Origin of the sequence: Myroides phaeus (assembly GCF_900099675.1) — a bacterium.
Taxonomy (GTDB): Bacteria; Bacteroidota; Bacteroidia; order Flavobacteriales; family Flavobacteriaceae; genus Flavobacterium; species Flavobacterium phaeum.
The window spans coordinates 28,262-51,013 of the sequence record NZ_FNDQ01000015.1 but is presented as its reverse complement, the minus strand read 5'-3'; the positions used below and the strand labels follow the sequence as shown (position 1 = coordinate 51,013).

Annotated in this window: 23 protein-coding genes and 6 tRNA genes; 22 read left to right on the top strand and 7 right to left on the bottom strand. The window is 33.3% G+C overall.

The window, feature by feature from the left end; all coding sequences use genetic code 11:
- Positions 1–49: 49 nt before the first annotated feature.
- From BLT46_RS08940 to BLT46_RS08895, 10 genes are all read left to right on the top strand, one after another.
- Positions 50–121: transfer RNA gene (locus BLT46_RS08940), tRNA-Glu, on the top strand.
- 34 nt (positions 122–155) lie between these two features.
- Positions 156–227: transfer RNA gene (locus BLT46_RS08935), tRNA-Glu, on the top strand.
- A 34-nt stretch (positions 228–261) separates the two neighbouring features.
- A tRNA-Glu gene (locus tag BLT46_RS08930) sits at positions 262–333 on the top strand.
- Positions 334–366: 33 nt separating this feature from the next.
- A tRNA-Glu gene (locus tag BLT46_RS08925) sits at positions 367–438 on the top strand.
- Between the two features lie 34 nt (positions 439–472).
- Positions 473–544 (top strand) — tRNA-Glu (locus tag BLT46_RS08920).
- Between the two features lie 37 nt (positions 545–581).
- Positions 582–653, top strand: a tRNA-Glu gene (locus BLT46_RS08915).
- Between the two features lie 41 nt (positions 654–694).
- Entirely contained in the window at positions 695–946 is a 252-nt protein-coding gene (gene rpsT / locus BLT46_RS08910) for a 30S ribosomal protein S20 (protein ID WP_090409392.1), read from the top strand.
- Between the two features lie 139 nt (positions 947–1,085).
- Positions 1,086–2,885, top strand: coding sequence for a translational GTPase TypA (typA, locus tag BLT46_RS08905; protein ID WP_090409390.1), 1,800 nt, complete (start codon positions 1,086–1,088; stop codon positions 2,883–2,885).
- Positions 2,886–3,267: 382 nt separating this feature from the next.
- The gene (locus BLT46_RS08900; RefSeq protein ID WP_090409387.1) at positions 3,268–4,578 is read left to right on the top strand and encodes a dihydrolipoamide acetyltransferase family protein; all 1,311 of its coding nucleotides are present in this window, start codon (positions 3,268–3,270) and stop codon (positions 4,576–4,578) included.
- Between the two features lie 85 nt (positions 4,579–4,663).
- The gene (locus BLT46_RS08895; protein WP_090409422.1) at positions 4,664–5,368 is read left to right on the top strand and encodes a Dph6-related ATP pyrophosphatase; all 705 of its coding nucleotides are present in this window, start codon (positions 4,664–4,666) and stop codon (positions 5,366–5,368) included.
- A gap of 4 nt (positions 5,369–5,372) precedes the next feature.
- On the opposite strand, the gene BLT46_RS08890 is transcribed toward BLT46_RS08895, so the two are convergent.
- From BLT46_RS08890 to BLT46_RS08870, 5 genes are all read right to left on the bottom strand, one after another.
- Positions 5,373–5,798, bottom strand: coding sequence for an acyl-CoA thioesterase (locus BLT46_RS08890; RefSeq protein ID WP_090409384.1), 426 nt, complete (start codon positions 5,796–5,798; stop codon positions 5,373–5,375).
- Between the two features lie 188 nt (positions 5,799–5,986).
- Complete coding sequence (locus tag BLT46_RS08885) at positions 5,987–7,996, bottom strand: TonB-dependent receptor plug domain-containing protein (RefSeq protein ID WP_090409382.1); 2,010 nt, start codon at positions 7,994–7,996, stop codon at positions 5,987–5,989.
- Positions 7,997–8,042: 46 nt separating this feature from the next.
- Entirely contained in the window at positions 8,043–9,008 is a 966-nt protein-coding gene (locus tag BLT46_RS08880) for a hypothetical protein (RefSeq protein WP_090409380.1), read from the bottom strand.
- Positions 9,009–9,102: 94 nt separating this feature from the next.
- On the bottom strand, positions 9,103–9,426 hold the full coding sequence (locus BLT46_RS08875) for a hypothetical protein (protein ID WP_143021884.1): 324 nt from the start codon (positions 9,424–9,426) through the stop codon (positions 9,103–9,105).
- Positions 9,427–9,550: 124 nt separating this feature from the next.
- Positions 9,551–10,579 carry a helix-turn-helix transcriptional regulator gene (locus BLT46_RS08870; RefSeq protein WP_090409375.1) on the bottom strand — a complete coding sequence of 343 codons (1,029 nt, stop codon included), beginning with the start codon at positions 10,577–10,579 and terminating at the stop codon, positions 9,551–9,553.
- A gap of 689 nt (positions 10,580–11,268) precedes the next feature.
- Between BLT46_RS08870 and BLT46_RS08865 the strand changes: the two genes are divergently transcribed.
- The 5 genes from BLT46_RS08865 to BLT46_RS08845 all read left to right on the top strand — a co-directional run bounded on the left by BLT46_RS08865 (position 11,269) and on the right by BLT46_RS08845 (position 16,051).
- Positions 11,269–12,363: a slipin family protein gene (locus BLT46_RS08865; protein ID WP_090409372.1), complete on the top strand. Its 1,095-nt coding sequence runs from the start codon at positions 11,269–11,271 to the stop codon at positions 12,361–12,363.
- A gap of 381 nt (positions 12,364–12,744) precedes the next feature.
- Positions 12,745–14,178 (top strand): RtcB family protein, encoded by a 1,434-nt coding sequence (locus BLT46_RS08860; protein WP_090409370.1) that lies wholly within the window; start codon positions 12,745–12,747, stop codon positions 14,176–14,178.
- 212 nt (positions 14,179–14,390) lie between these two features.
- Positions 14,391–14,720, top strand: a complete 330-nt coding sequence (locus tag BLT46_RS08855) for an ArsR/SmtB family transcription factor (RefSeq protein ID WP_090409367.1) — start codon at positions 14,391–14,393, stop codon at positions 14,718–14,720.
- A gap of 64 nt (positions 14,721–14,784) precedes the next feature.
- Positions 14,785–15,237 (top strand): DUF6428 family protein, encoded by a 453-nt coding sequence (locus BLT46_RS08850; protein WP_090409364.1) that lies wholly within the window; start codon positions 14,785–14,787, stop codon positions 15,235–15,237.
- Positions 15,238–15,520: 283 nt separating this feature from the next.
- The gene (locus tag BLT46_RS08845) at positions 15,521–16,051 is read left to right on the top strand and encodes a hypothetical protein (protein WP_245722968.1); all 531 of its coding nucleotides are present in this window, start codon (positions 15,521–15,523) and stop codon (positions 16,049–16,051) included.
- Between the two features lie 28 nt (positions 16,052–16,079).
- Here BLT46_RS08845 and BLT46_RS08840 read toward each other — a convergent pair whose 3' ends face one another.
- Positions 16,080–16,421 (bottom strand): winged helix-turn-helix transcriptional regulator, encoded by a 342-nt coding sequence (locus BLT46_RS08840; RefSeq protein WP_090409361.1) that lies wholly within the window; start codon positions 16,419–16,421, stop codon positions 16,080–16,082.
- 92 nt (positions 16,422–16,513) lie between these two features.
- On the opposite strand from BLT46_RS08840, the gene BLT46_RS08835 reads away from it, so the two are divergent.
- The 4 genes from BLT46_RS08835 (at position 16,514) to BLT46_RS08820 (ending at position 19,399) form a co-directional block, all read left to right on the top strand.
- The gene (locus BLT46_RS08835; protein ID WP_090409358.1) at positions 16,514–17,152 is read left to right on the top strand and encodes a peroxiredoxin-like family protein; all 639 of its coding nucleotides are present in this window, start codon (positions 16,514–16,516) and stop codon (positions 17,150–17,152) included.
- A gap of 3 nt (positions 17,153–17,155) precedes the next feature.
- Positions 17,156–17,947 carry a DNA alkylation repair protein gene (locus tag BLT46_RS08830; protein WP_090409355.1) on the top strand — a complete coding sequence of 264 codons (792 nt, stop codon included), beginning with the start codon at positions 17,156–17,158 and terminating at the stop codon, positions 17,945–17,947.
- 463 nt (positions 17,948–18,410) lie between these two features.
- Positions 18,411–18,815 (top strand): hypothetical protein, encoded by a 405-nt coding sequence (locus tag BLT46_RS08825; RefSeq protein ID WP_090409352.1) that lies wholly within the window; start codon positions 18,411–18,413, stop codon positions 18,813–18,815.
- A gap of 146 nt (positions 18,816–18,961) precedes the next feature.
- On the top strand, positions 18,962–19,399 hold the full coding sequence (locus BLT46_RS08820) for an acyl-CoA thioesterase (protein ID WP_090409349.1): 438 nt from the start codon (positions 18,962–18,964) through the stop codon (positions 19,397–19,399).
- Between the two features lie 58 nt (positions 19,400–19,457).
- Here the strand turns inward: BLT46_RS08820 and BLT46_RS08815 are convergent, their stop codons facing one another.
- Complete coding sequence (locus BLT46_RS08815) at positions 19,458–19,907, bottom strand: hypothetical protein (protein WP_090409346.1); 450 nt, start codon at positions 19,905–19,907, stop codon at positions 19,458–19,460.
- Between the two features lie 230 nt (positions 19,908–20,137).
- Between BLT46_RS08815 and BLT46_RS08810 the strand changes: the two genes are divergently transcribed.
- The 3 genes from BLT46_RS08810 to BLT46_RS08800 all read left to right on the top strand — a co-directional run bounded on the left by BLT46_RS08810 (position 20,138) and on the right by BLT46_RS08800 (position 22,750).
- Positions 20,138–21,163 carry a cytochrome-c peroxidase gene (locus tag BLT46_RS08810; RefSeq protein ID WP_090409343.1) on the top strand — a complete coding sequence of 342 codons (1,026 nt, stop codon included), beginning with the start codon at positions 20,138–20,140 and terminating at the stop codon, positions 21,161–21,163.
- A 184-nt stretch (positions 21,164–21,347) separates the two neighbouring features.
- Positions 21,348–22,121, top strand: a complete 774-nt coding sequence (locus BLT46_RS08805) for a 3'-5' exonuclease (protein WP_090409337.1) — start codon at positions 21,348–21,350, stop codon at positions 22,119–22,121.
- 17 nt (positions 22,122–22,138) lie between these two features.
- Positions 22,139–22,750 (top strand): fumarylacetoacetate hydrolase family protein, encoded by a 612-nt coding sequence (locus tag BLT46_RS08800; RefSeq protein ID WP_090409335.1) that lies wholly within the window; start codon positions 22,139–22,141, stop codon positions 22,748–22,750.
- Positions 22,751–22,752 lie beyond the last annotated feature (2 nt).

Genomic DNA, 22,752 nt, shown 5'->3' with positions numbered 1-22,752 from the left:
TAGGATAAAAAAATTATTGTAGTTTTGCATCCGCATTAGAGAAACAAATGGTCCGTTCGTCTAGGGGTTAGGACGCCAGGTTTTCATCCTGGTAACAGGGGTTCGATTCCCCTACGGACTACAAAGTTCTTTTAAATGTAAATATTGATATTAATGGTCCGTTCGTCTAGGGGTTAGGACGCCAGGTTTTCATCCTGGTAACAGGGGTTCGATTCCCCTACGGACTACAGGTTTTTTTAAAACTTATATATTGATATTATTGGTCCGTTCGTCTAGGGGTTAGGACGCCAGGTTTTCATCCTGGTAACAGGGGTTCGATTCCCCTACGGACTACAAGTTTTTTAAAACTTAATATATTGAGATTTTGGTCCGTTCGTCTAGGGGTTAGGACGCCAGGTTTTCATCCTGGTAACAGGGGTTCGATTCCCCTACGGACTACAAGTTTTTTTGAAACTTAATATATTGAGATTTTGGTCCGTTCGTCTAGGGGTTAGGACGCCAGGTTTTCATCCTGGTAACAGGGGTTCGATTCCCCTACGGACTACTTAGTTCATTTAGAACTTACACATTGAGATTTTTTTGGTCCGTTCGTCTAGGGGTTAGGACGCCAGGTTTTCATCCTGGTAACAGGGGTTCGATTCCCCTACGGACTACAAGAGAAAAAATAGTATAGACTTAATAAAATATTTAGAAAATGGCAAATCATAAGTCAGCTTTAAAAAGAATTAGAAGTAACGAAAAGAAAAGAGTATTAAATAGATACCAACACAAAACAACTCGTAACGCAATCAAAGCATTACGTATGATCGAGGATAAAACTGAGGCTGGTGTTAAATTACCTGTAGTTGTTTCTATGATTGATAAATTAGCAAAGAAAAATATCATTCACTCGAATAAAGCTTCTAACTTGAAATCAAAATTAACTAAACACGTTGCTGCATTATAATAATAATACAGAAAGACGATTTAGTTTGTTAAGAAGAAAAAAATATCAAGCTCTCAATATCTGAGGGCTTTTCTTGTTTTTCTTATTCGTTTTATAAACGAAGTTATTAAATTAAAAATTTAAATTTTAAAATCCTTATATGACACCAATTAGGAATATTGCGATTATTGCACACGTTGACCACGGTAAAACAACTATGGTTGATAAAATCTTACACCACTGTCAATTGTTTCGTGACAATGAGAGCACGGGAGAATTAATTTTGGATAATGAGGATATCGAAAGAGAAAGAGGTATTACTATTACTTCAAAAAACGTTTCAGTAAGTTATAAAGGAACAAAAATCAACATTATTGATACTCCAGGCCACGCCGATTTCGGTGGGGAGGTAGAGCGTGTATTGAACATGGCTGATGGTGTTCTTTTAATTGTAGATGCTTTTGAAGGACCAATGCCACAAACTCGTTTCGTACTACAAAAAGCTATTAGTCTTGGATTAAAGCCGTGTGTAGTTGTAAATAAAGTTGATAAAGAAAACTGTACTCCAGAAGAAGTTCACGAGAAAGTATTCGATTTAATGTTCGAACTTGGTGCTGAAGAATGGCAAATGGATTTCCCTGCTGTTTACGGGTCTGCTAAGAACAATTGGATGTCTGATGATTGGAAACAACCAACAGATTCATTTGAGCCTTTATTAGATATGGTTTTGAAACATATTCCAGAAGCTAAAGCTAACGAAGGTACGCCACAGATGTTGATTACATCTTTAGATTACTCTACTTTTACAGGTCGTGTTGCTATCGGTCGTCTTCACAGAGGTATTTTAAAAGAAGGAATGAATATTTCTTTAGTTAAACGCGATGGAAAAATCGTTAAAAGTAAAATTAAAGAATTGCAAACTTTCGAAGGTTTAGGACGTAAGAAAGTAAGCGAAGTTCACGCTGGTGATATTTGTGCTGTTGTAGGAATTGAAGGTTTTGAAATTGGAGATGTTATCGCTGACTTCGAAAATCCAGAAGCATTAGCTACTATCACTATTGATGAGCCAACAATGAGTATGTTGTTTACAATTAATGATTCTCCTTTCTTCGGAAAAGAAGGTAAGTATGTAACTTCTCGTCACATTAAGGATCGTTTAAGCAAAGAGCTTGAGAAAAACTTAGCTTTACGTGTTAAAGAGACTGACAGTGCTGATAAGTTTATGGTATTTGGACGTGGTGTATTGCACTTATCTGTATTGATTGAGACAATGCGTCGTGAAGGATACGAATTACAAATTGGACAACCACAAGTTATCATCAAAGAAGTTGATGGTGTTAAATGTGAACCAATTGAGGAGTTAACAATTGATATTCCTGAGAATTTATCAGGACGTGCTGTTGAATACGTTTCTTTAAGAAAAGGTGAAATGTTAAGTATGGAACCTAAAGGAGAGCGTATGATCATTAAATTTAATATTCCTTCAAGAGGTATTATTGGTTTAAGAAATCAGTTATTAACAGCTACTGCAGGTGAAGCTATTATGTCTCACCGTTTCTTAGAATACCAACCATACAAAGGAGAAATTGCTGGACGTAATAATGGTTCATTAATTTCTATGGAGAATGGTAAAGCTATTCCTTATTCAATTGATAAATTACAAGACCGTGGTAAATTCTTCGTTAATGCGAATGACGAAATTTACGAGGGACAAGTAATTGGAGAGAATACACGTAGTGATGATATGTGTATTAACGTAACTAAGGCTAAAAAACAGTCTAACGTTCGTTCTTCTGGTAATGATGAAAAAGCTAGAATCGTTCCACCAATCATTTTCTCTTTAGAAGAAGCTTTAGAGTATATTCAAAAAGATGAGTATGTTGAGGTAACTCCAAAATCTTTACGTATTAGAAAGATCTTCTTAAAAGAAACAGATCGTAAACGTAACGTAATTAAATAATAATACTTTATTATATATAAAAGTCGACCAGTATTGGTCGACTTTTTTTTGGGATTTATTTTACTTCAATATTTAGAGAAATCTACAGTAGTTTTTTAATTTATGATAGGTTCTTTTTTTGTATATTTCTGCATCTATCGGTTTTATCTATCTTTTTAGATGTAATTTGGTGAAATACTTTATAATAATAGAATGTATTCTTTTGAATAAATTTCTAAAGAAAATAAGTAAAAAAACAATTTTTAAATCGAAGTAATGATAGGAATTAAGGAGATAGAGATTACTTTTTGTAAGAATGATAATTTTATAATCTATTATAAAAAGTCCGAAATATTATTAAATTTGTAATTTGAATCAAAAATCACAACCTTAGGTTATAAATATGGCAAAGTTCGAATTAAAATTACCCAAAATGGGTGAGAGTGTTGCTGAGGCAACAATTACAAACTGGTTGAAAAATGTAGGAGATCACATAGAGGCAGATGAGACAGTTTTAGAAATAGCAACTGATAAAGTTGATAGCGAAGTTCCGTCAGAAGTGGAAGGAACTTTGGTTGAGATATTATTTCAAGTAGATGATGTTGTTCAAGTAGGACAAACAATTGCAATAATTGAAACTGAAGGAGGAAGTGCTGCACCTGCTCCAGCAGTAAATAACACTGTAGCACCAGAAGTTAAAGTAGTAGAAAACAATGTTGCAGCTGCTCAAGAAGCGGTAGCTCCTGTTGATTTTTCTGATTCAGAAAAGTTTTTCTCTCCATTAGTGAAAAATATCGCTAAAGAGGAGGGAATATCTCTTGTTGAATTAGAAGCTATTGTTGGTACTGGTAAAGATGGACGTGTAACTAAGAATGATATTTTAGATTACGTTAAAAATAGAGGTTCACAACCTACTCAAGTTGCTGCCCCTGCACAAGCAGTTGCACCAAAAGCGACTCCTGTAGCTCAAACAGCAAGTAAAGCAGCTCCTGTATCAGTTAATGGTGCAGATGAGATTGTAGAGATGGATCGTATGCGTAAGCTTATTTCTGGGTATATGGTACAATCTGTACAGACTTCAGCTCACGTCCAATCTTTTATTGAGGTTGACGTAACTAATATTGTAAACTGGAGAAATAAAGTTAAGAGTTCTTTCGAGAAGAGAGAAGGTGAGAAATTAACGTTTACACCAATCTTTATGGAAGCGGTTGCAAAAGCATTAAAAGATTTCCCTGGAATGAATATTTCTGTTGATGGTGATTATATCATTAAAAAGAAAAATATTAATCTTGGTATGGCAGCGGCTCTTCCAAATGGTAATTTAATTGTTCCTGTAATTAAAAATGCAGACCAATTGAACTTAGTTGGAATGGCAAAAGCTGTTAATGACTTAGGAAATCGTGCAAAAGCAGGTAAATTAAAACCAGATGACACACAAGGAGGAACTTATACAGTAACTAACGTTGGTACTTTTGGAAGTGTATTTGGTACACCAATTATCAACCAACCACAAGTAGGTATTTTAGCTTTAGGAGCTATTCGCAAGGTTCCTGCTGTTATTGAAACACCAGAAGGAGATTTCATCGGTATTCGTCAAAAAATGTTCTTATCTCACAGTTATGATCACCGTGTTGTAGATGGAGCTTTAGGAGGACAATTCGTACAGCGTGTTGCTCAAATCTTAGAGGCGTTTGACCCAAATAGAGAAGTATAATCTATTCGATTAATATATTTAAAAACGGCTTGGCTTTTGTCAAGCCGTTTTTTTTATACCTTGTGATTACAAATATTAGATGATTATGGATTCTAAGGCATTTTTAAATTGGAGTACAGGAAAAGATGCAGCTTATGCATTATATACCCTGCAAAGTACAAAGGAATACAATGTAATTAGACTTATGACAACAGTAAACAAATCTTTTGGAAGAGTGTCGATGCACGGAATTCGTGAAGAAGTGTTATATAGACAAGCTGCAAGTTTAGGACTACCAATAGATATTGTGTATTTAACAGAAACATTGTCTTTACACGAGTATGAGACAATTATAACGAAACAACTAATCGTGTATAAGTCTGAGGGGATATGTAATAGTGTGTATGGGGATATTTTATTAGAGGACTTAAAAATCTTCAGAGAACAACAATTACAAAGATTAGCTATTCAAGGAGTTTTTCCTTTGTGGAATATGAATACAAAGCTATTGGTAGAAGAGATGGTTAATGTGGGAATAAAAGCTATTGTTGTGTGTGTGAATGAGCAATTCCTTGATAAGAGTTTTGTAGGGAGGATAGTAGACCATCAATTTATTGCAGACTTACCAGAGGGAGTCGATCCTTGTGGGGAGAATGGAGAGTTTCACACCTTTGTTTTTGATGGTCCTATGTTTCAAAAGCGTGTACCTTTTGAAATAGGTGAAATAGTTTATAAAACCTATGATGCTCCGAAGCAATGTAATCAGGAAGAAATACATCACTACGGATTCTGGTTTTTAGATATCTTATAAGTTATTATTTTTGCAAAACGAATTGTGTTTTCAATACTTCAGGTACTTCTACTACAGCTTTCTTATTGTAATCAAAAGTAACCATACCTGTTTTTGCTTTTGCTATTAGTTTCGTTTCTGTTTGAACAAGGTAGTACAAGTCAAAACCTACTCTTGTAAAATCTCCGGCAACTATTTGTATCGTTAAGATATCACCATAGAAAGCTTCATTCTTGTATTCTATGGCCACATCACCCATTATTAAGCCTTTACCCGCACAATCTAACTCTGTATATCCAAAGTTAGCTAAAAACAGCACTCTTGCCTCGTGAAGGATAGATAAGAGTTTGTCATTTGCTAAGTGATTACCATAATTGAGGTCTGTAATTCTCACGGGTATTGTTGTTGAGAAGATATATTCGCTTGGTAAGTTTAGTTTAATACGCGCCATTGTAAATTGGTTGTGTGTAATGTGTTTAAAAATAAGTAATTGTTATAAGAAATTTCTTTATTTCTATAGCTAATCACTGTTTATATTAAGAATGCGAAATAGTTAAAGATAATACATCAATTTATAAATAGCGATCACACTAACAAAAAATAAAAAAACCGGTGAGATAATTACCGGTTTTTAAGATATTATAATTTGTAAGATAAGTTTACAAAGAAGTTTCTTCCAGGATTTGGAATTTTGTTCCAATCAGAATATGTTGTGTAATTAGTATCTAAGATATTTTCAACACCAGCACCAATACTTAACATTTGTGTACCAAAATTAAACTTGTAGTTTGCATTATAGTTTAATGTTGCATAAGCAGGAGTAGTAGTTTCTCCATACGCTTCAGCAGCATTGCTTTTTACTGCATTACCAGTAACGCCTAACTGCGTATTAAACGAATTATATTTATAATCTACTGCAGCGCGGTAAGCAATAGGACTAATAAAAGGCAATGTATTTTCGTCTTTATCTTTTCCGTAGCTATATCCAACACCTCCAGATACAGTCCAATGAGTATCTACATTGTATTTGAAATTCCAATCAATTGTCGCTTGAATAGCATGATCAATATTTTGGTAAATCTTCAGCCCATTTCCTCCCGGAGTCATTGCGTTGAATGGAGGAGTAATTACCCCAATGATATAATTGTCTAAATAGAAGAAATTACCAGATAATTTAGTTGAGAAAGCAGGAGTAACATATTTTACAAATAAGTTAGCTTCGTAAGAAGACTCGTTTTTCATACCTGGGTTACCAATATAGTCATACTTATCTCCACTGTTGAAAAGGTAATATCCATACCCTTCAGAAACAGAAGGAGCTCTGTTACCGTATCCTATACCAACTCCATAAACCCAATTGTCTTGTAGTTTTTCATAGTTAGCAGCAAAATTACCAACTACTCTTGTTTTATCTTTTTTAAATGAATCATCTACTAAGAAAATTCTCAATTGATTTACACCAGCTTCACTAACTGTATTATTATGAGATCCGATACTTGCTGTTAGCATTAAACTCTGACTGTCGTCTATTTGCCAATGGTCTTTAAAAGTCCCTCCAACATAAGTAGTTTTAACGTTAGGCCAAGTGTAAACAGACATGTTAACGGCGTTAGTAAGAGTTGAGAACATTGTCATTTCCGCAATAGACTTATTGTGGTAAGTGTTCACTGTAGCACTTAAATGGTGGTTTTCTTTAGCTGTTGCTGATATAGTAGAATATGCACCAAAAGTATCGCTCCATCCTGGCATATCCATACGGATAGCTACATCTGGGCGATTGGTATCATCCATTCTATGTGTAATTGTATTGTAGTACAATTTAGTTTCCCATTTTGTTACCCAAGAATCAGTAGGAATGTAAGTGTGTTTCACAGAAGTGATAATCGCTTCTGCCAACGATACATCCATTGGTAGGGCAGGGTAACCAATGTCTGTTGCTTTATCATAGATAATAGCAGCTTCAACGCTATTGCTTTTGTTGATTGAGTAACCTAAAATACCAGATGTATTCAGTTTTCTAAATTGAGAGTATAAAACCTCTTTATTTCCACCAGCTTTATAATTGTCTGCATCTCTAAACATAATAGAACCACTCGCATAGAATTTTTTAGAAGTGAAGTCGAAGTTTCCGCCTACAATCTTTTGTTTGTTGATACTCTCAAAACCAGTTTGCACTTGTCCGCTAAATTGTTTGTCTTCAGTAAAAGCAAGTTTCTTTGTTCTCAAGTCGATGCTACCTCCTAAAGTAGGACCAAAAATAGAGCCTTGTGAACCAGAAGTAACATCTATTTGGTCAAGGTTGTTGATTTCGACATAAGAAGTAATAGGATCCATTTTATCTGTACAAGCGTGGAATATTTGCATTCCATCAATAGTTTGTCTTGTACGCTCAATCGTCATATTGTTGATTAATGGCTCCCAAGCATAAGCACCACGTCTAACTAAAGTGATGTTTTCTTTTTTAGCAAGATAATCATCAATAGTTGTCAATGGTTTTTTATCAACAAGCTCTTTTTCTTTTGAGTAAGTTAGAACAACCTCTTTCAAATTGCTATTCTTAAGCGTGTCATTTGCCGATGTATTTTGCCCTATTGCTGTTGTAGCACTTAGGGCAGTTAATACACCAGTTATATATATATGTTTAAACATAGTCTTTTATTAAAAAGTGGATGACTTTAGGTTAGGCAAGTATAAATTATATGAATACATCAAGGAATTTGTCACCAAGAACAGGAGTTGTATCAGTGTCTTTATTAACTCTAACAGGAGTATATACAGGCTTACCAGCAACAATATTCCCAGCTTCGTCTTTCACTACTAAATTGATATACCAATATCCAGGCATATTGAATACAATAGTACCATCATACATTCCAATATTACTATTGTATTTTAAAGGGTTTATAGCTGCACTAACACCATGGTTTGCCATATCTGGCATTCTTGGATCAATTTCTATAGATAAGTTTTCTACAACAGGAAATTCCATTCCCATTTTTTCTGATCTAAAAACCGATACCTGCATTTTATTTCTTCCAACCTTTAGATTTGGTATTTGATGAAAAGCGATGAAATGATTTTTACCATTATAAGTGAACATTTCTAATGTTTTGTTATCTCCTTTTGCAATAGAATTTATAATATTTTCTCTGTCAAAGAAATTGCCTGGTCTAACAGTTGTATTGATATCTGTTTTAATCTTATTTCCTTTGTTTTCTGATTCAACAGTAATTGTCCAATAGTTTTTATCTAACTCCATTCCTGCCATAGAAAACATAATTTCCCCTTCAAACTTATTAGTAGTTCCAGCTACAGGTCTAAGTTGTGTAATAGGAGCAGAGTGAGACATTTGATGACCATCTTGCATTGTCATATGCATTGTGATAGCCATTTTTGTGTTTGTAAACACTTTATTAGTCTCATCTTTATTATCTGTAATTTCTATGATAATTGGAGCTGTAGAAGGAGCGTAAAACTCTTTAGTATTAGTAAATACTTTAATAGAATAATCACCTTCTGTTTGTATTTTTAGGGGGTCTGTAATGATTTCAACAGGTCTTGTAGTTGGTCCCTTTAACATTGAATTATCATCAGAAGAACAAGAAGTTGTTGTAAAAGCGATTGCAATTGCAGTAAAAGCGAAGTATAGTATTTTTTTCATTTTGTTTAAATCTTAAAATTATAATTATAGGTACATAGTGGCTTATGCGCTAAATAGCACAAAGTCAGTATATAAAACGGTAATAAAATAAGATTTAAGCGTGTGGTGGTTTGATGAAATCAAACGTAGGTAAGTAAGTATAAGCTATTTGGTAACTATCAGTTACTTTCGTAGCAAAGGGAATTGTGGGGATTACAGGACTATCCCATTCGTAGGGATTAAAGAAAAGTACCTCTAATTGCAATTGAAATGTCTTCTTAGCTGAGAAAGGATTATCGTCCTGAGCTGTTTTAGCTAATTCACTTTTTAAGTGACAGCTACCATTACATTCTAATTCAGGCTTATCTTTATTGATACACAGTTCTTGAATAGCATCATAGTTAACCACGAAGTCCAATATTGGGAATACTGGCTTCATAAAGAATAACATTACTATGACTACTATAAAGTGTTTCATAACTGCAAAGGTACGCAAGCTTTGAGAAATAATTATATGATTAAAGGCAGTTTTGTTTTAAAAAACAATATTATGATTTAGATAATCAATCATTTTTAGGCGTAATATTATAATTTTCAATCATTTTACTTAAGCGTTTACCTATTCTCTTTTTTAATTCTTTTGGTTCAAGAACTATCATATTTTCCCCAAAACCAAGTATTTCACGTTCCAATTCAAAGTTTAGAACCACGTCTAAGCGAAAAGTTGTTCCTTCTTTCGTTTCGGAAATCATCTGTTGTGAAGGGTGAATTGGTTTTGTCTTTACATAAGGAGCATTTTTGGCATCAATCCAAAGAACAACTTTTTTCGCTCTGTCTTTTTCAGTTTTAGTAACGCCTATTGTATCCTCAAAATAACGGTTGAAATCAATGCCCTCATATTGTTTAAAAGGTTCGTTTGCTAAGGTGTGTATATTTACAATTCTGTCCAAAGCCAGCGTGAGTAAATGAGGAAACTTATTATTTCTTGTAATCAAGAACCAACGATTTCTATATTCTTTCAATAAATAAGGATGGTATATTTCTTTACTTGCCTGTTGCGATTTGAAAGATTTGTATTCAATCAAAATAGGCTGTTTATTTTTTATCGCTTCATACAAAGGATTGATAAATTGAATTCCCTTCAAGCGATTATTGTTTTCCATCTGTATATAGTCAGGAGCTTTAGAACTACGCTTAAGCAAGTTATTATCAAGTTTAGCAATCATCTCACTCATCTCATCCACTTGACTAAAACCGTTGAGGTGTTTTAAAATATTGACTACCTCTTTTAGTTTCTCCATATCAGTATCGTTAATAGGAGAATTTTTAATGCTAAAATCAGGATCTTCGTAAGTATAGTACTTTCGGTCTACAACAACAATAGGGGCATTATATCCTAAGCTATCACTGCGCATTGTTTGAATATCCAGTTGAATAGTGCGTTTACTCACACCACTATCAATTCCTTCAAATTCATACAACGAATCAGAGACTTTTTCAATCAAGTCATCTAATGTCCATTTTCTAAACCTATTTTGTAAGCATTCGTCAATGATTTTGTAGCGTAATAATGCCAATTTATTTGTAGCCATTCCTTTTGTCGATTAATAATAGGAGATAAAAGTACACAAAAACTTCTTATGTACGCAATGTATTTGCGCAGTTGTTTTTTGTTTAAAAAGTTATTGTTTGTAAAGTGTTGTAAAACAAAGGTTAGTGAATAATTTTGAACTTTTTTTAATCTGCGCAAGTCTATTGCGCATATAAATGCGCATCTTTGTACTGTTCGAAAGACGCAAGCCTTGGAAGTGTTTCTGAATAGCACGGAAGTGAGGGACAATAGTTTACCTTATACTGCTTGTGGACGTAGAACAAACGGGCAATGCTCGTTTCCATATTCAAGATGTAGGTTCGAATCCTGCTATTGTCAAAAGGCAAAATAGCTTAATTGGTAAAGCAGAATATTCACGCAGCCTTCGGGCATTTATGGATGAAGCAGAGGACTTCTATAAAAACCTCTCATCATAAAAGGTTCTGATAAATAGTGTTTCTGTTTTTTGTTTCGACAAAGAACACCTTTTTTTAAACCTGAAAAAACAAGTATAAGTTTTGGTGAGGTATATGGGATGTAGTGAGAATTTACTTTGCTTGCTGAGGTAACTTGGACACTACACAAGCTATACTAACGAATACTTAACTCGTTTTTCCGTTTATAAAAAAGGGAAGCCTATTTATCGCTCCTTTTTCAACAAAAGATTTAAAAGATTAAAAAAATAGTACAATGAAAAAGTTACAAGTAAAAACAAATCACGTTGCCTTAGTTTTTAACCAAGGTGAATTGACTAAAGTATATCAAACAGGACAATATATCATTTGGGGTAATAAAGAAATTGTGCAATTCAACAAAGCGGATATGTTTCCAGTTCGCGAAGACGTAGATGCACTATTGCAAAATAGTACATTACAAGCGATGTTGAATGTAATTGACGTATTAGACAATGAAGTTGTTTTAGTGTTCAAGAACAAGGTATTTATGACTGCTCTTGGGGCGGGAAGACATATCTTTTGGAAAGACGCTATTGAGTTTACTTTTGAGCGTTACAATATCGATACAATAGAGGTTGACGAAACAATTCCTCGTGTATTGACAAACAAAGGTAATATGGGACAATTCATCCGCAAGGTTGTTGTGTCTGCAAATGAGAGAGCGTTATTAATAATAAACGGTAAGTTTGAACGTATTTTAGAAGCAGGTGAATACCGTTTCTGGAACAACGATTCTATTATTGAAACACAGTATATTGATATTCGTCAACAGAATATGGAGATGAATGGGCAAGAGATATTGACAAAAGACAAAGTGCAATTAAGAGTAAACTTTAGCTTGACGTATCAAGTGAAAGACCTACTTGTAGCTTATGTTGATAATAAAGACGTTGAAAGACAAGTGTACACTATTATCCAATTAATGTTGAGAGAGAAAATCGGAAGAATGTCTTTTGACGAATTAATGGAAAATAAAGAGAACTTATCAGGCGATTTATTGCAAGAAGTGAAGGCTTCAATTGCAGCATTAGGTATTGATTTAACAGCTTGTGGTATCAAAGATATTATCTTGCCAGGAGAAATCCGTGAAATTATGAACCAAGTGTTAGTTGCTGAAAAGAAAGCACAAGCCAATATGATTACTCGCCGTGAAGAGACAGCAGCAACAAGAAGTTTGTTGAATACTGCCAAACTAATGGAAGAGAATGAAATGTTGCTGAAGTTAAAAGAGATGGAATACATCGAGAAAATTGCCGAGAAAGTTGGTGAAATCAGCTTATCTGGTGGTGGTAATGTATTACAACAGTTGAAAGAGGTATTTGGAAAATAATGCATCGTTTTGCTGTAGTAACACACTACCTGCTATAGATATCAAGGCAATTACACATCGTAATTGCCTTTTTTTATGGCGTTAACCCAAGCAGTTTGCTTATAAGAAGGCATTGTATAATTTAGAAGAACACATTCTTTGTAATTAATAGTCAAATGACTCTGTAGCTTAAAAGGAAAAGCCTACGGTTAAATTTGCTAACGTAGAGTGTACGGATATCCCGGCTTGACCTGCGCGGACAAGTTGGTAGAGTTTACAGAGGCACCGAAGTTAGTAGGGAAGCGTATTAACAGCCGTACTGCCAATATGGAATGTGGGTTCGAATCCCACCAGAGTTACAAATAAAGAGAATTGTTCTTCTGAGAAAAAAGATAATACAAAATGAAAAAGGAAAATACAGTTATAAACGGAAATGATTTGATTGCGATAGGTTATCCAGAGAACGCTTTGTTGGGTGTTGCCTTAAAAGCAAATAAGAAGCGTACAGGGTTTACCAAAACAGAGATGTTAGCACATTATAAAATGGTGTTAGATAATGCAGAAGATTATCTAAATCACAAGGTATTTGGAAAGTTGGCTAAAGCGATAATTGATGGCGTAGGACAAAGAGAGGAAACAGAAGTAATCCCATTAAGAGAAGCAGCAGTTGCTTACAGTATTTACGGAGCAGATTATATTGAAGAAGGAGCAATTAAACAAATGCAAACTGCTGTGAAATTACCCGTTGCAGTAGCTGGGGCGTTAATGCCAGATGCTCACCAAGGATACGGATTACCTATTGGAGGCGTGTTGGCTACCGAAAATGCGGTCATTCCGTATGGTGTAGGAGTAGATATTGGGTGTAGAATGGCCCTTTCTATTTTTGATATTAAAGGAGTAGAGTTTTATGGAATGGAAGGTTTGCTAAAAGAGGAATTAGTGAAACACACTAAGTTTGGAGCAGGACACGGTTTTTTAGGACAACATAAAGCCAATCACGCTATATTAGATAGAGGAGAGTTTAACTTAAATCCGTTTATCAAGAATTTACAAGATAAAGCTTGGTCACAGTTAGGTTCATCAGGAGGTGGAAACCACTTTGTGGAATGGGGGATTATGGAGTTTACAGACCGCGATGAGGTGTTGAATATTGATAAAGGAACTTACTTAGCCTTATTGACACACTCAGGTTCTCGTGGAATGGGAGCAACAATTGCAGGGCATTACACTAAAATTGCAAAAGAGGTTTGTAAGTTACCACAAGAAGCGGCTAACCTTGCTTACTTAGATTTGAATTCACAAGAAGGACAAGAATATTGGATGATGATGAACTTAGCTGGAGATTACGCCTCTGCTTGTCACGAGGTAATTCACGATAAGTTGACCAAAGCTATAGGTGCAGAGGTATTAGCAAAGATTGAAAATCACCACAACTTTGCGTGGAAAGAGATGTATCAAGGAAAAGAAGTTATTGTACACAGAAAAGGGGCAACACCAGCGAGTGAAGGTGTTATGGGAATTATTCCAGGATCTATGACTGCCCCTGGGTTTTTAGTTCGCGGAAAAGGAGAAGCAACTGCATTAAATTCAGCATCTCACGGAGCAGGACGACAAATGAGTCGTACACAAGCTATCAAGAACTTGAAGGCAGAAGATATCAAAGCCGTTTTAGCAGATTGTGGTGTACAGTTAATTGGAGCCGGAAAAGACGAAGCGCCAATGGCTTATAAAGATATTTATGAAGTAATGGCAGCACAAGGAGAGTTAGTTGATGTATTAGCGAAGTTTACTCCTAAAATTGTTCGTATGGCTGATGATGGAAGTAGAGAAGATTAAAGGGGATAAAAGTTTTATAAATTAAGAGAGTTACTTTTTGTAAAAAGAAGTAACTCTTTTTTTGATTACAATTTTAGTGAAATACAAAAGCTGTGATTTATTACTTGGGAGAATCTGAAAAGGAAGGTTGTTTACTATTTAACAGAAACTTCTTTTTTTACATTGTATATATATCGTAATATTGCGATATGATATTATAAGCATTAAAAGTTATGGGAATTACAAAGTCAGAATTGTTTAGCGATAAGAAGAATAAGTTAGCAGCAATGTTTAAGGTGTTGGCACATCCTGCCAGATTAGCGATTTTACAGTATATAATCAACCAACACGCTTGTATATGCAATGATTTAGTAGAAGAACTTGGCTTAGCACAAGCTACAATTTCTCAGCACTTGAAAGAATTAAAAAATGCAGGGATTATCAAAGGGAATATTGAAGGGAAATCAGTATGCTATTGTATTGACGAACAAGTGTGGCAAGAATTTGCTGTTGAGTTTGGACTTTTCTTTGCGCAAGATATAAAAGTAGATAAATGCTGTTAAAGCATTTTTTTAAATAAACGTATCGTAATAATACGATTATAAGTAAAACAATAAATAAAAGAATATGAAATTATCAGAGGTTAAAGCTGCATTAGAAAGTTTAGAAAAAGTAGATTTTCAGTTTGAAGATGGTTCGTTTGTTCCAGCACATTTTCACGTAACAGAAGTGGGACAAGTTGATAAAAAATATATTGATTGTGGAGGTGTAATTCGACGCGAAATCAAAGTTAGTTTTCAGTTGTGGAATGCCAACGACTTTGAGCATCGATTAAAAGCTCGAAAGTTGCTTAATATAATTCGCTTGTCAGAGAATAAATTAGGGATAGAAGATGCAGAAGTTGAGGTTGAGTATCAAGGAGCAGCAACAATAGGAAAATATACATTAGATTTTAACGGTACACATTTTGTGTTAATCAATACATTAACCGCTTGTTTAGCAGAAGATGCTTGTGGTATAACACCAGAACAAGTAGCAGATAATAAGAGCGAATGTAGTCCGGGGTCAGGCTGTTGTTAGAATGTATGGAGATTAATTAAGTCCTAAATAAAGAATAGTATGTTGTATTTACTATGTTTTTGCAACTCTTTTAAAGGAGTTTTATTCAGAGTGCTTGTATAGTGTATGTATACTCTATGTATACCCAATGTATAAAAACTATGTAAAAGTATAGAAGCATATTACAAGTACCATATAAAAAATATACATACAAGGTGAATAGCATTCAAATAATAATATTAATACTTTCGTAACCTATTGTAAGAAATTATTCTATCCTATACATTTGTCAAAAATCATCAATATGAAAAAAATTGTTGTAACACTAATTGCTTGTTTTGCATTGTTTGCTTGTAAGCAAGGTGAAACCGAAGAAACAGCAGGAGTAAGTGAAGTAAAATCAGAAGTTACAGCTACACAAAGTGAAGCTATTCACAAGTTGACTTCAGAATTAATGGTTCCTTTGGAAATAGTAGAGGAAGGAAGTACAATTGCTACAGAGCGATATGGACTTGACTTTTCAGGTAATTGTTATGCTTGTGATATTGCTAACATATTGATAGATGGTGAAATGATTACTTTAATGAATGCGTGTGATTTAGAAAATCAAATATCGTTTAAAGTAACAGGAATTGAAGAGAAGGATAATACAATTACTGTAAAGACACCTGTTAATGAGTTTATATTCGAACAAATTGATGAGGTGCCGGTTTATAAAGTTACGGTAACAGGACAGTCGTTAGACAAAGAATTTTTTAGAATAGGAGCATTTTACACTACACATAGTAAGTTGAAAACTTTTAGTATTCACGACTGTGGTGAGTTTGATGGTTAATAGTAAATAAAAACGGGATTATAAGGAATTATAATTCCGTTTTTTCTTTTAGCAATAGTTCTCCCCAAGCATTTAGGTTCCAAAGTACGGCAACTAACTTTTCTCCAAGCGGAGTTAATGAATATTCTACTCGTGGTGGCAGTTCATTAAAACTTGTTTTCAGCAATATGCCATCTTGTTCCAACTCTTTTAGCTGTTGGTTGAGAACACGTCGGTCAACTTTCATTATTCCTCTAAGCATTTCACTTGGGCGCTTATGTCCATTATTGATTTGCCAAACAATAGGAATTTTCCATTTTCCACTGATTGCATTAACTGCAAATTCAAGAGGGCATATTTTTTCTTCTATCGTTGGTTGCTTGCTATTCATAAAAGTGACTTTTTTATCCCTATGAGGTAATTTTATGCGGTATTGTACAGACCGCTACTCTTTATAATCTTTGTAAAAATAAGGTTTTTATAATGAATGAAGTTAAGCAAGCGTTAGAAGAAATAAAGCAGGTAATGGCAAAGCAATTACCTGCTGAAGTAGTAGAAGCATTTAATTATTCAATAGAAGATTTAAAGAGCCAAGATGAGTTAAAATCTGTTGTTGAGGTAGGCGATTTATTTCCCGATGCCTGTTTGTTGACAGTAGAAGGAGAAAGGATTGATTTAAAAGAATTATATGGCTCAAGTAAGTTGATTGTTTCTTTTGTAAGAGGTAATTGGTGTCCTTTTTGTTCTGTTGAGGTCAGTTTTCTTGCCAAAAATTATGCAGAAATCAAACAAAAAGGAGGGGAAGTAGTTGTTATTACTCCCCAAAAAAGTAGTTTTAATGCAGCGTGGAGTACAGAAGCAAGTTTTCCTTTCCGCGTACTACAAGACAAAGACAATGCACTGAGTAATTTATTAGGAATAAGTTTTGCGCTACAAGAAAATGTAATACCATACTATAAAGCATTGGGAATTGATTTAACTTTGATTAATGGAAATGAGGCTTATAAGTTGCCAATTCCAGTTACTTATATTGTAAACGAAAAGGGAATTGTAGTTTATAAATATGAAGACAAGGATTATATGAATCGCGTAGAGGTTACAGAACTACTTATAAATATTTAAGAGATGGAAAAGCGCAAAGGAGCTCGTTCAATGAAAGATATACCGACTACTATCTTAAAACAATTGAATAGAGGAAAAATAGAAAGTGCTAATCTTACAGAATGGTTAGCAATTGATAAGTTGTTATTGGTAGAAAACGTTTTGACAGATTTAAAACGTACAGCATATATACCTATTGTGTTAGATGGAATAGCAGGTCTTAAAAAAGTTACAGCAAATACGATTAATCAAAGTGTCGGATACACATTATATCAATTATCAGAAGAAAAAGGAGATAAGGAGTTATTTGGATTACTAAAAAATCACAAAAGTGATTCTGTACGTTGTTGGGCTACATATTTCATACAAAACAATCAAGAAATGACGATAAGTGACAAAATTAGTGCTATAAGAGACTTTGCGGGTGATAAACATTTTGGAGTACGAGAGATTTCTTGGATGGCAGTTCGACAGGATATTATTGAAAATTTAGAAGAAAGTTTGATTTTATTAAAAGAATGGACGAAGGATAAAAATGAGAATATCAGAAGATTTGCATCAGAAGCTACACGTCCAAGAGGAGTATGGGCAACACATATTACAGAGTTGAAAGCTAATCCCAGCCTTGCTTTTCCGATATTAGAAGCATTAAAAGCAGACTCTTCAAAATACGTTAGAGACAGTGTGGGAAATTGGTTAAATGATGCAGCTAAGGATAATCCTATTTTTGTACAAGAAGTTTGTAAGGAATGGATGAAGGGAAATGATAGTAAAGAAACAGCTTACATCGTCAAAAAAGGGACAAGAAATGTGTGATTTTTGTTTTTAAATAGTGAAAATAAGGTTATTTAGAGTAATTATAAAACGGAAATAATCACAAAAAGTGATAAGTTGACTTTTTTACAATAGTATTATAACAGTATTTGGGAGTAATTTAGTCTATTTTTATATGTATTAATGTTTTAAATCTTTATTATTTGATAATTTTATTTTAAAAATAGTATAATTTAGTATTATTTATTTGTTTTAAGCGTAAAGTTTATTGATCCTTGAATAATTTTCATTTGACTTATTTACATTTTAATACATGTGTTAAAAAATACATATATTGAGAATTATTTATTGTAAAAATTGATTTATGTGTTTGTTTTTAATAAAAAGTTGTCTTTTAATTATTGTTAAGTGTTTCTAAGGATAGAAATTCTGAATAATGTTTTTTTATTCTTTTGATCATTAATGAATTAGTATATTTATCTGTGAAAATTAAATTTGTTGTTTTATGAAAGCAGAAGTACATTACAATGACTTCACAGGAAGTATCGCAGCTGATATATCTGACAGAATCGCTGCAAACAAAGGTAATTATATCAGTAGTATTGGGGAATACTTTGGTATAGATAAAGAAAGGTTTAAAGTAGTAGGAATTTCTATGTCGGGAATTACAAGCTTTAATCTTACTTTAATATGTGTGGACAATGAAAAAAGTTCACCATTAAAAGAGCACATTGTAAAGATGAATGTGAGTTTAGATGTGGAGGGACAAAAAACGATGCTTGAGTTATTATTTAAGCGTATTAATGTTATGTTGTTTGATGCGGGAGAAAATCATTATCCGTCTTTAGAATGCGATGAGGAAGTGGCGTATGAAGACTTCCATCAAGTAGAGCATTATGATATTTACTAGTATATAGTAAATACTTTCTGAGATTGAAAAAGCCTTTAGTATTTTGCTAAAGGCTTTTTTTTATTGTTTTAAAAGGAAGTACTATTTGTTAAAAAAAATTGAAATCACTTTTAGAATTTATATATTGACATATAAATTAGAAAAAAATGGAATTTAATATAAGTGATTTTAGATTTTATCACCCTTTAGAAGTTAGATGGAGTGATTTAGACCCTTTAGGACATGTTAATAATGTTGTGTTTATCGACTATTTTCAAATAGGAAGAGGGTATTATATGAAGGAAGCCAGTAAGACGTGGGATTGGTATAAAGATATGTTTGTGATTGCAAATATTTCGTGTAATTATTTAAAAGAAATAAATTTAACAGTACAAAATCCACGGGTAGGGGTTCGGGTTTCAAAAATGGGAGGAAAGAGTTTTGAAATTGAATATGCAGTTTTAAGTGATGGTGCTGAGAGAGAAGTAGTAGTACACGCTATTGGAACAAGTACCCAAGTGATGATTGATATGAAAGAGAAAAGGTCAATAGAAATACCTGAGTGGTTAAGAAATGAAATTGCTACATACGAACCAGCTTTGTAAAAAAAATACAATAACATTAAACAAGAAGAGGTTTCTATTATTAGAAACCTCTTCTTGTTTAAAAACGAACATTTTTCCAAATAGCCATATCGGCTAATATTTTATCAGTGTCAGCATTCACTTCTTTTAAATGATTTGAAGTGTACAGCGTGTATCTTGCTTTATCTAATTGTAGTCTTACTTCATATTGATTAATAATCTTTACACTTATCTGCTTACTTGAATCTATAAACTCTTGGTATCTACCATTAGAGTTATTCTCTTGAAGTTTCAAGAAAATGGGTTCTGACTTTTTATTTAGCTTATCGTCTTGTTGATATACAAGTGTAGCTTCTCCATCTTTATATGTAAAGAAATAATTTTTAAACATAAATGTTTTGGCAGAATATACAGTTGTTTCAGATTTGTTTAATTTATAAGGAGCCGAAACAATAGTTTCTGTTGTTTGGCAACTTTGAAGAAGTAACCCAGAAAAAGTTAGCATTAGTAAGTAAAAAGAAGATTTCATTGCTTATTGTTTTTGTTTGGTTGACACCAAAATATAATAATTAATTAATAAAACAAAATTAAATTTATAGTAAGTGTTTTTTAATGTGTTTTTTGTTGCTTAAAAGTATTGTTTGTAGATGAAGTTTTTGAGAATTATTTAATTTGAAATACTTCTGTTCTGCTGACATTTATCATATGTAATGTTAGCGTGATAAGGTACATTTAGAATCAAATAAATATCAAAAACCTATGTTTAAAAAAGTTGTTTTATTAGCTGTTTTAATGTCATTTGTAGCTTGTAAAAACGAGAAAGAAAAAACTACGGACGTTAATTCAAATGAGAAATCAGAATTATTAAGTAAAGCGAGTACTTATTTTAAATCGCTATCAACTGTAGAGTTTGAGAAGTTGGATCCTAAAAAAGTAGAATTAGGGAAGTATTTATATTTTGACACGAGGTTATCAGGGGAAGGGAATATTAGTTGTAATTCATGTCACGATTTGAATACGTTTGGAGTAGATAACAAAAGGCTTTCTCCTGGAGACGATGGTTCATTAGGAGCAAGAAATTCACCAACGGTATTACACGCTTCATTGCATAGTATGCAGTTTTGGGACGGACGTGCAAAAGATGTAGAGGAACAAGCAGGGGGACCTATTTTGAATCCTGTAGAACACAATATTAAAAATGAAAAAGAATTAGAAGAGAGAATTCAGAAGATTGATTTATATAAGGATTTATTTGCTCAGGTATATAAAGACGAAAAACAGCCTATTAGTTTTGGTAATATTACCAATGCCATTGGTGCTTTTGAGAGAACATTAAATCCAGAAAGTAGATTTGATAAGTTTTTGGATGGAGATGAAAAAGCTTTAACTGCACAAGAACAAAAAGGATTAGAAACTTTTATGAGTGTAGGGTGTATTACTTGTCACAATGGCGTAGCATTAGGGGGGCAAATGTTCCAGAAATTCGGAGTGTACAAAAATTACTGGGAATTGACTGAATCTGAAAAAATAGACAATGGGTTGTATGATTTAACAAAAGAGGAAGTTCAGAAGTATTTGTTTAAAGTACCAGGATTAAGAAACGTAACAAACACAGCACCATATTTTCACGATGGTTCGGTATCAGATTTAAAACAAGCAATTGAAATTATGGGTATTGTACAAAATAATATAACACTTGATGCACAACAATTAGACGATATTGCTGCTTTCTTAGGTAGTTTATCTTCTGATTTACCAGATAGTGTAAAAAAATCACCTTTCTAAAAGGGATAATGTTAATGTTATAATTGTTTTTAAAGAAGGAAGTCACTTATTCGCAAGTGGCTTCTTTTGTTTAAAAAATAAGTAGAATTTAAATCTTAACGTTAATTGTTTTTTAAACTTAGGACGTTATAACCTGAATGAGTGTTTTACATTTTATATATTTGTAGTAAACAAAATCTGAATAATGGAATTAAAATTACATAGACCGATTTGCTTTTTCGATTTAGAAACAACAGGTATTGATGTAGCGAAGGACAGAATTGTAGAAATTGCAATTTTAAAGGTATATCCAAACGGAAACAAAGAAAGTAGAACTTGGTTGGTAAATCCAGGAATGCCAATACCAGAGCAGTCTTCAAAGATACATGGGATTACAGATGAGAAAGTAGCTAATGAACCAACGTTTAAAGAGTTGGCTTCACAAGTCTACAATATGATTAAAGATGCTGATTTAGCTGGGTTTAATTCAGATCGATTTGATATTCCTTTATTAGCAGAAGAATTGTTGCGCGCTGGAGTTGATTTTGAAATGGGAAATAGAGTGTCGGTTGATGTTCAAACTATTTTTCATAAAAAAGAAGAGCGTACTTTAAGTGCAGCTTATCGTTTTTATTGTAACGAAACTCTTGAAAATGCGCATTCAGCAGCAGCAGATACAAATGCTACTTATGAAATTTTAAAAGCACAATTAGATCGTTATGAAGATTTGGAGAATGATATGAAAGCATTGTCTGAATTCACAACCAGAAAGAGAAGTGTAGATTTTGCAGGCTTTATTGCATTAAATGAAGATGGAGAAGAGATTTTTACTTTCGGAAAAAATAAAGGAGCATTAGTGTCTGAGGTATTAGAAAAGGAACCAGGTTATTATGGTTGGATTCAAAATGCTGATTTTCCTTTATATACTAAAAAAGTGTTGACAGGAATTAAATTGAGAAAATTAAACAATAAGTTTTAATCTAATAACATAAGAAAATGAAGATTATTTGTGTTGGTAGAAATTATGTAGATCATATAGCTGAGCTTAATAATGAAAGACCAAGTGAACCTGTTTTGTTTATAAAACCGGATACCGCTTTGTTGGGAAAAGAAATACCTTTTGTAATTCCTGAGTTTTCAGAGGACATTCATTATGAAGTAGAGCTTGTGTTGAAAGTGTGTAAAGTAGGAAAATATATTGATGTTAAATTTGCTCATAAGTATTATGATCAAATTTCGTTAGGAATTGATTTTACCGCAAGAGATCTTCAAAGCAAATTGAAAGAAAAAGGACTTCCTTGGGAAAAAGCAAAAGGCTTTGATGGTTCGGCAAATGTTGGAACCTTTTTTTCAAAGGATGAATTACCTAATTTGTTTGATACAGAGTTTTTGTTGAAACAAAATGGGAATGTAGTTCAGAAAGCTTCAACGGCGCAAATGATTTGGAATATAGATGAGATTATTGCAGAAGTTTCAAAATATTTCACTTTAAAAACAGGCGATTTAATTTATACAGGAACTCCAGCAGGAGTAGGTAAAGTAAATGAAGGCGATGTTTTAGAAGGTGAAATTGCAGGAAGACCGATATTCCGTTTAAATGTAAAATAGTT

What these genes read in the sequence shown, in the direction of transcription:
- rpsT (WP_090409392.1), top strand. Translation starts at nt 695, where the DNA reads ATGGCAAATCATAAGTCAGCTTTAAAAAGAATTAGAAGTAACGAAAAG.
- typA (WP_090409390.1), top strand. Translation starts at nt 1,086, where the DNA reads ATGACACCAATTAGGAATATTGCGATTATTGCACACGTTGACCACGGT.
- BLT46_RS08900 (WP_090409387.1), top strand. Translation starts at nt 3,268, where the DNA reads ATGGCAAAGTTCGAATTAAAATTACCCAAAATGGGTGAGAGTGTTGCT.
- BLT46_RS08895 (WP_090409422.1), top strand. Translation starts at nt 4,664, where the DNA reads ATGGATTCTAAGGCATTTTTAAATTGGAGTACAGGAAAAGATGCAGCT.
- BLT46_RS08890 (WP_090409384.1), bottom strand. Translation starts at nt 5,798, where the DNA reads ATGGCGCGTATTAAACTAAACTTACCAAGCGAATATATCTTCTCAACA.
- BLT46_RS08885 (WP_090409382.1), bottom strand. Translation starts at nt 7,996, where the DNA reads ATGTTTAAACATATATATATAACTGGTGTATTAACTGCCCTAAGTGCT.
- BLT46_RS08880 (WP_090409380.1), bottom strand. Translation starts at nt 9,008, where the DNA reads ATGAAAAAAATACTATACTTCGCTTTTACTGCAATTGCAATCGCTTTT.
- BLT46_RS08875 (WP_143021884.1), bottom strand. Translation starts at nt 9,426, where the DNA reads ATGAAGCCAGTATTCCCAATATTGGACTTCGTGGTTAACTATGATGCT.
- BLT46_RS08870 (WP_090409375.1), bottom strand. Translation starts at nt 10,579, where the DNA reads ATGGCTACAAATAAATTGGCATTATTACGCTACAAAATCATTGACGAA.
- BLT46_RS08865 (WP_090409372.1), top strand. Translation starts at nt 11,269, where the DNA reads ATGAAAAAGTTACAAGTAAAAACAAATCACGTTGCCTTAGTTTTTAAC.
- BLT46_RS08860 (WP_090409370.1), top strand. Translation starts at nt 12,745, where the DNA reads ATGAAAAAGGAAAATACAGTTATAAACGGAAATGATTTGATTGCGATA.
- BLT46_RS08855 (WP_090409367.1), top strand. Translation starts at nt 14,391, where the DNA reads ATGGGAATTACAAAGTCAGAATTGTTTAGCGATAAGAAGAATAAGTTA.
- BLT46_RS08850 (WP_090409364.1), top strand. Translation starts at nt 14,785, where the DNA reads ATGAAATTATCAGAGGTTAAAGCTGCATTAGAAAGTTTAGAAAAAGTA.
- BLT46_RS08845 (WP_245722968.1), top strand. Translation starts at nt 15,521, where the DNA reads ATGAAAAAAATTGTTGTAACACTAATTGCTTGTTTTGCATTGTTTGCT.
- BLT46_RS08840 (WP_090409361.1), bottom strand. Translation starts at nt 16,421, where the DNA reads ATGAATAGCAAGCAACCAACGATAGAAGAAAAAATATGCCCTCTTGAA.
- BLT46_RS08835 (WP_090409358.1), top strand. Translation starts at nt 16,514, where the DNA reads ATGAATGAAGTTAAGCAAGCGTTAGAAGAAATAAAGCAGGTAATGGCA.
- BLT46_RS08830 (WP_090409355.1), top strand. Translation starts at nt 17,156, where the DNA reads ATGGAAAAGCGCAAAGGAGCTCGTTCAATGAAAGATATACCGACTACT.
- BLT46_RS08825 (WP_090409352.1), top strand. Translation starts at nt 18,411, where the DNA reads ATGAAAGCAGAAGTACATTACAATGACTTCACAGGAAGTATCGCAGCT.
- BLT46_RS08820 (WP_090409349.1), top strand. Translation starts at nt 18,962, where the DNA reads ATGGAATTTAATATAAGTGATTTTAGATTTTATCACCCTTTAGAAGTT.
- BLT46_RS08815 (WP_090409346.1), bottom strand. Translation starts at nt 19,907, where the DNA reads ATGAAATCTTCTTTTTACTTACTAATGCTAACTTTTTCTGGGTTACTT.
- BLT46_RS08810 (WP_090409343.1), top strand. Translation starts at nt 20,138, where the DNA reads ATGTTTAAAAAAGTTGTTTTATTAGCTGTTTTAATGTCATTTGTAGCT.
- BLT46_RS08805 (WP_090409337.1), top strand. Translation starts at nt 21,348, where the DNA reads ATGGAATTAAAATTACATAGACCGATTTGCTTTTTCGATTTAGAAACA.
- BLT46_RS08800 (WP_090409335.1), top strand. Translation starts at nt 22,139, where the DNA reads ATGAAGATTATTTGTGTTGGTAGAAATTATGTAGATCATATAGCTGAG.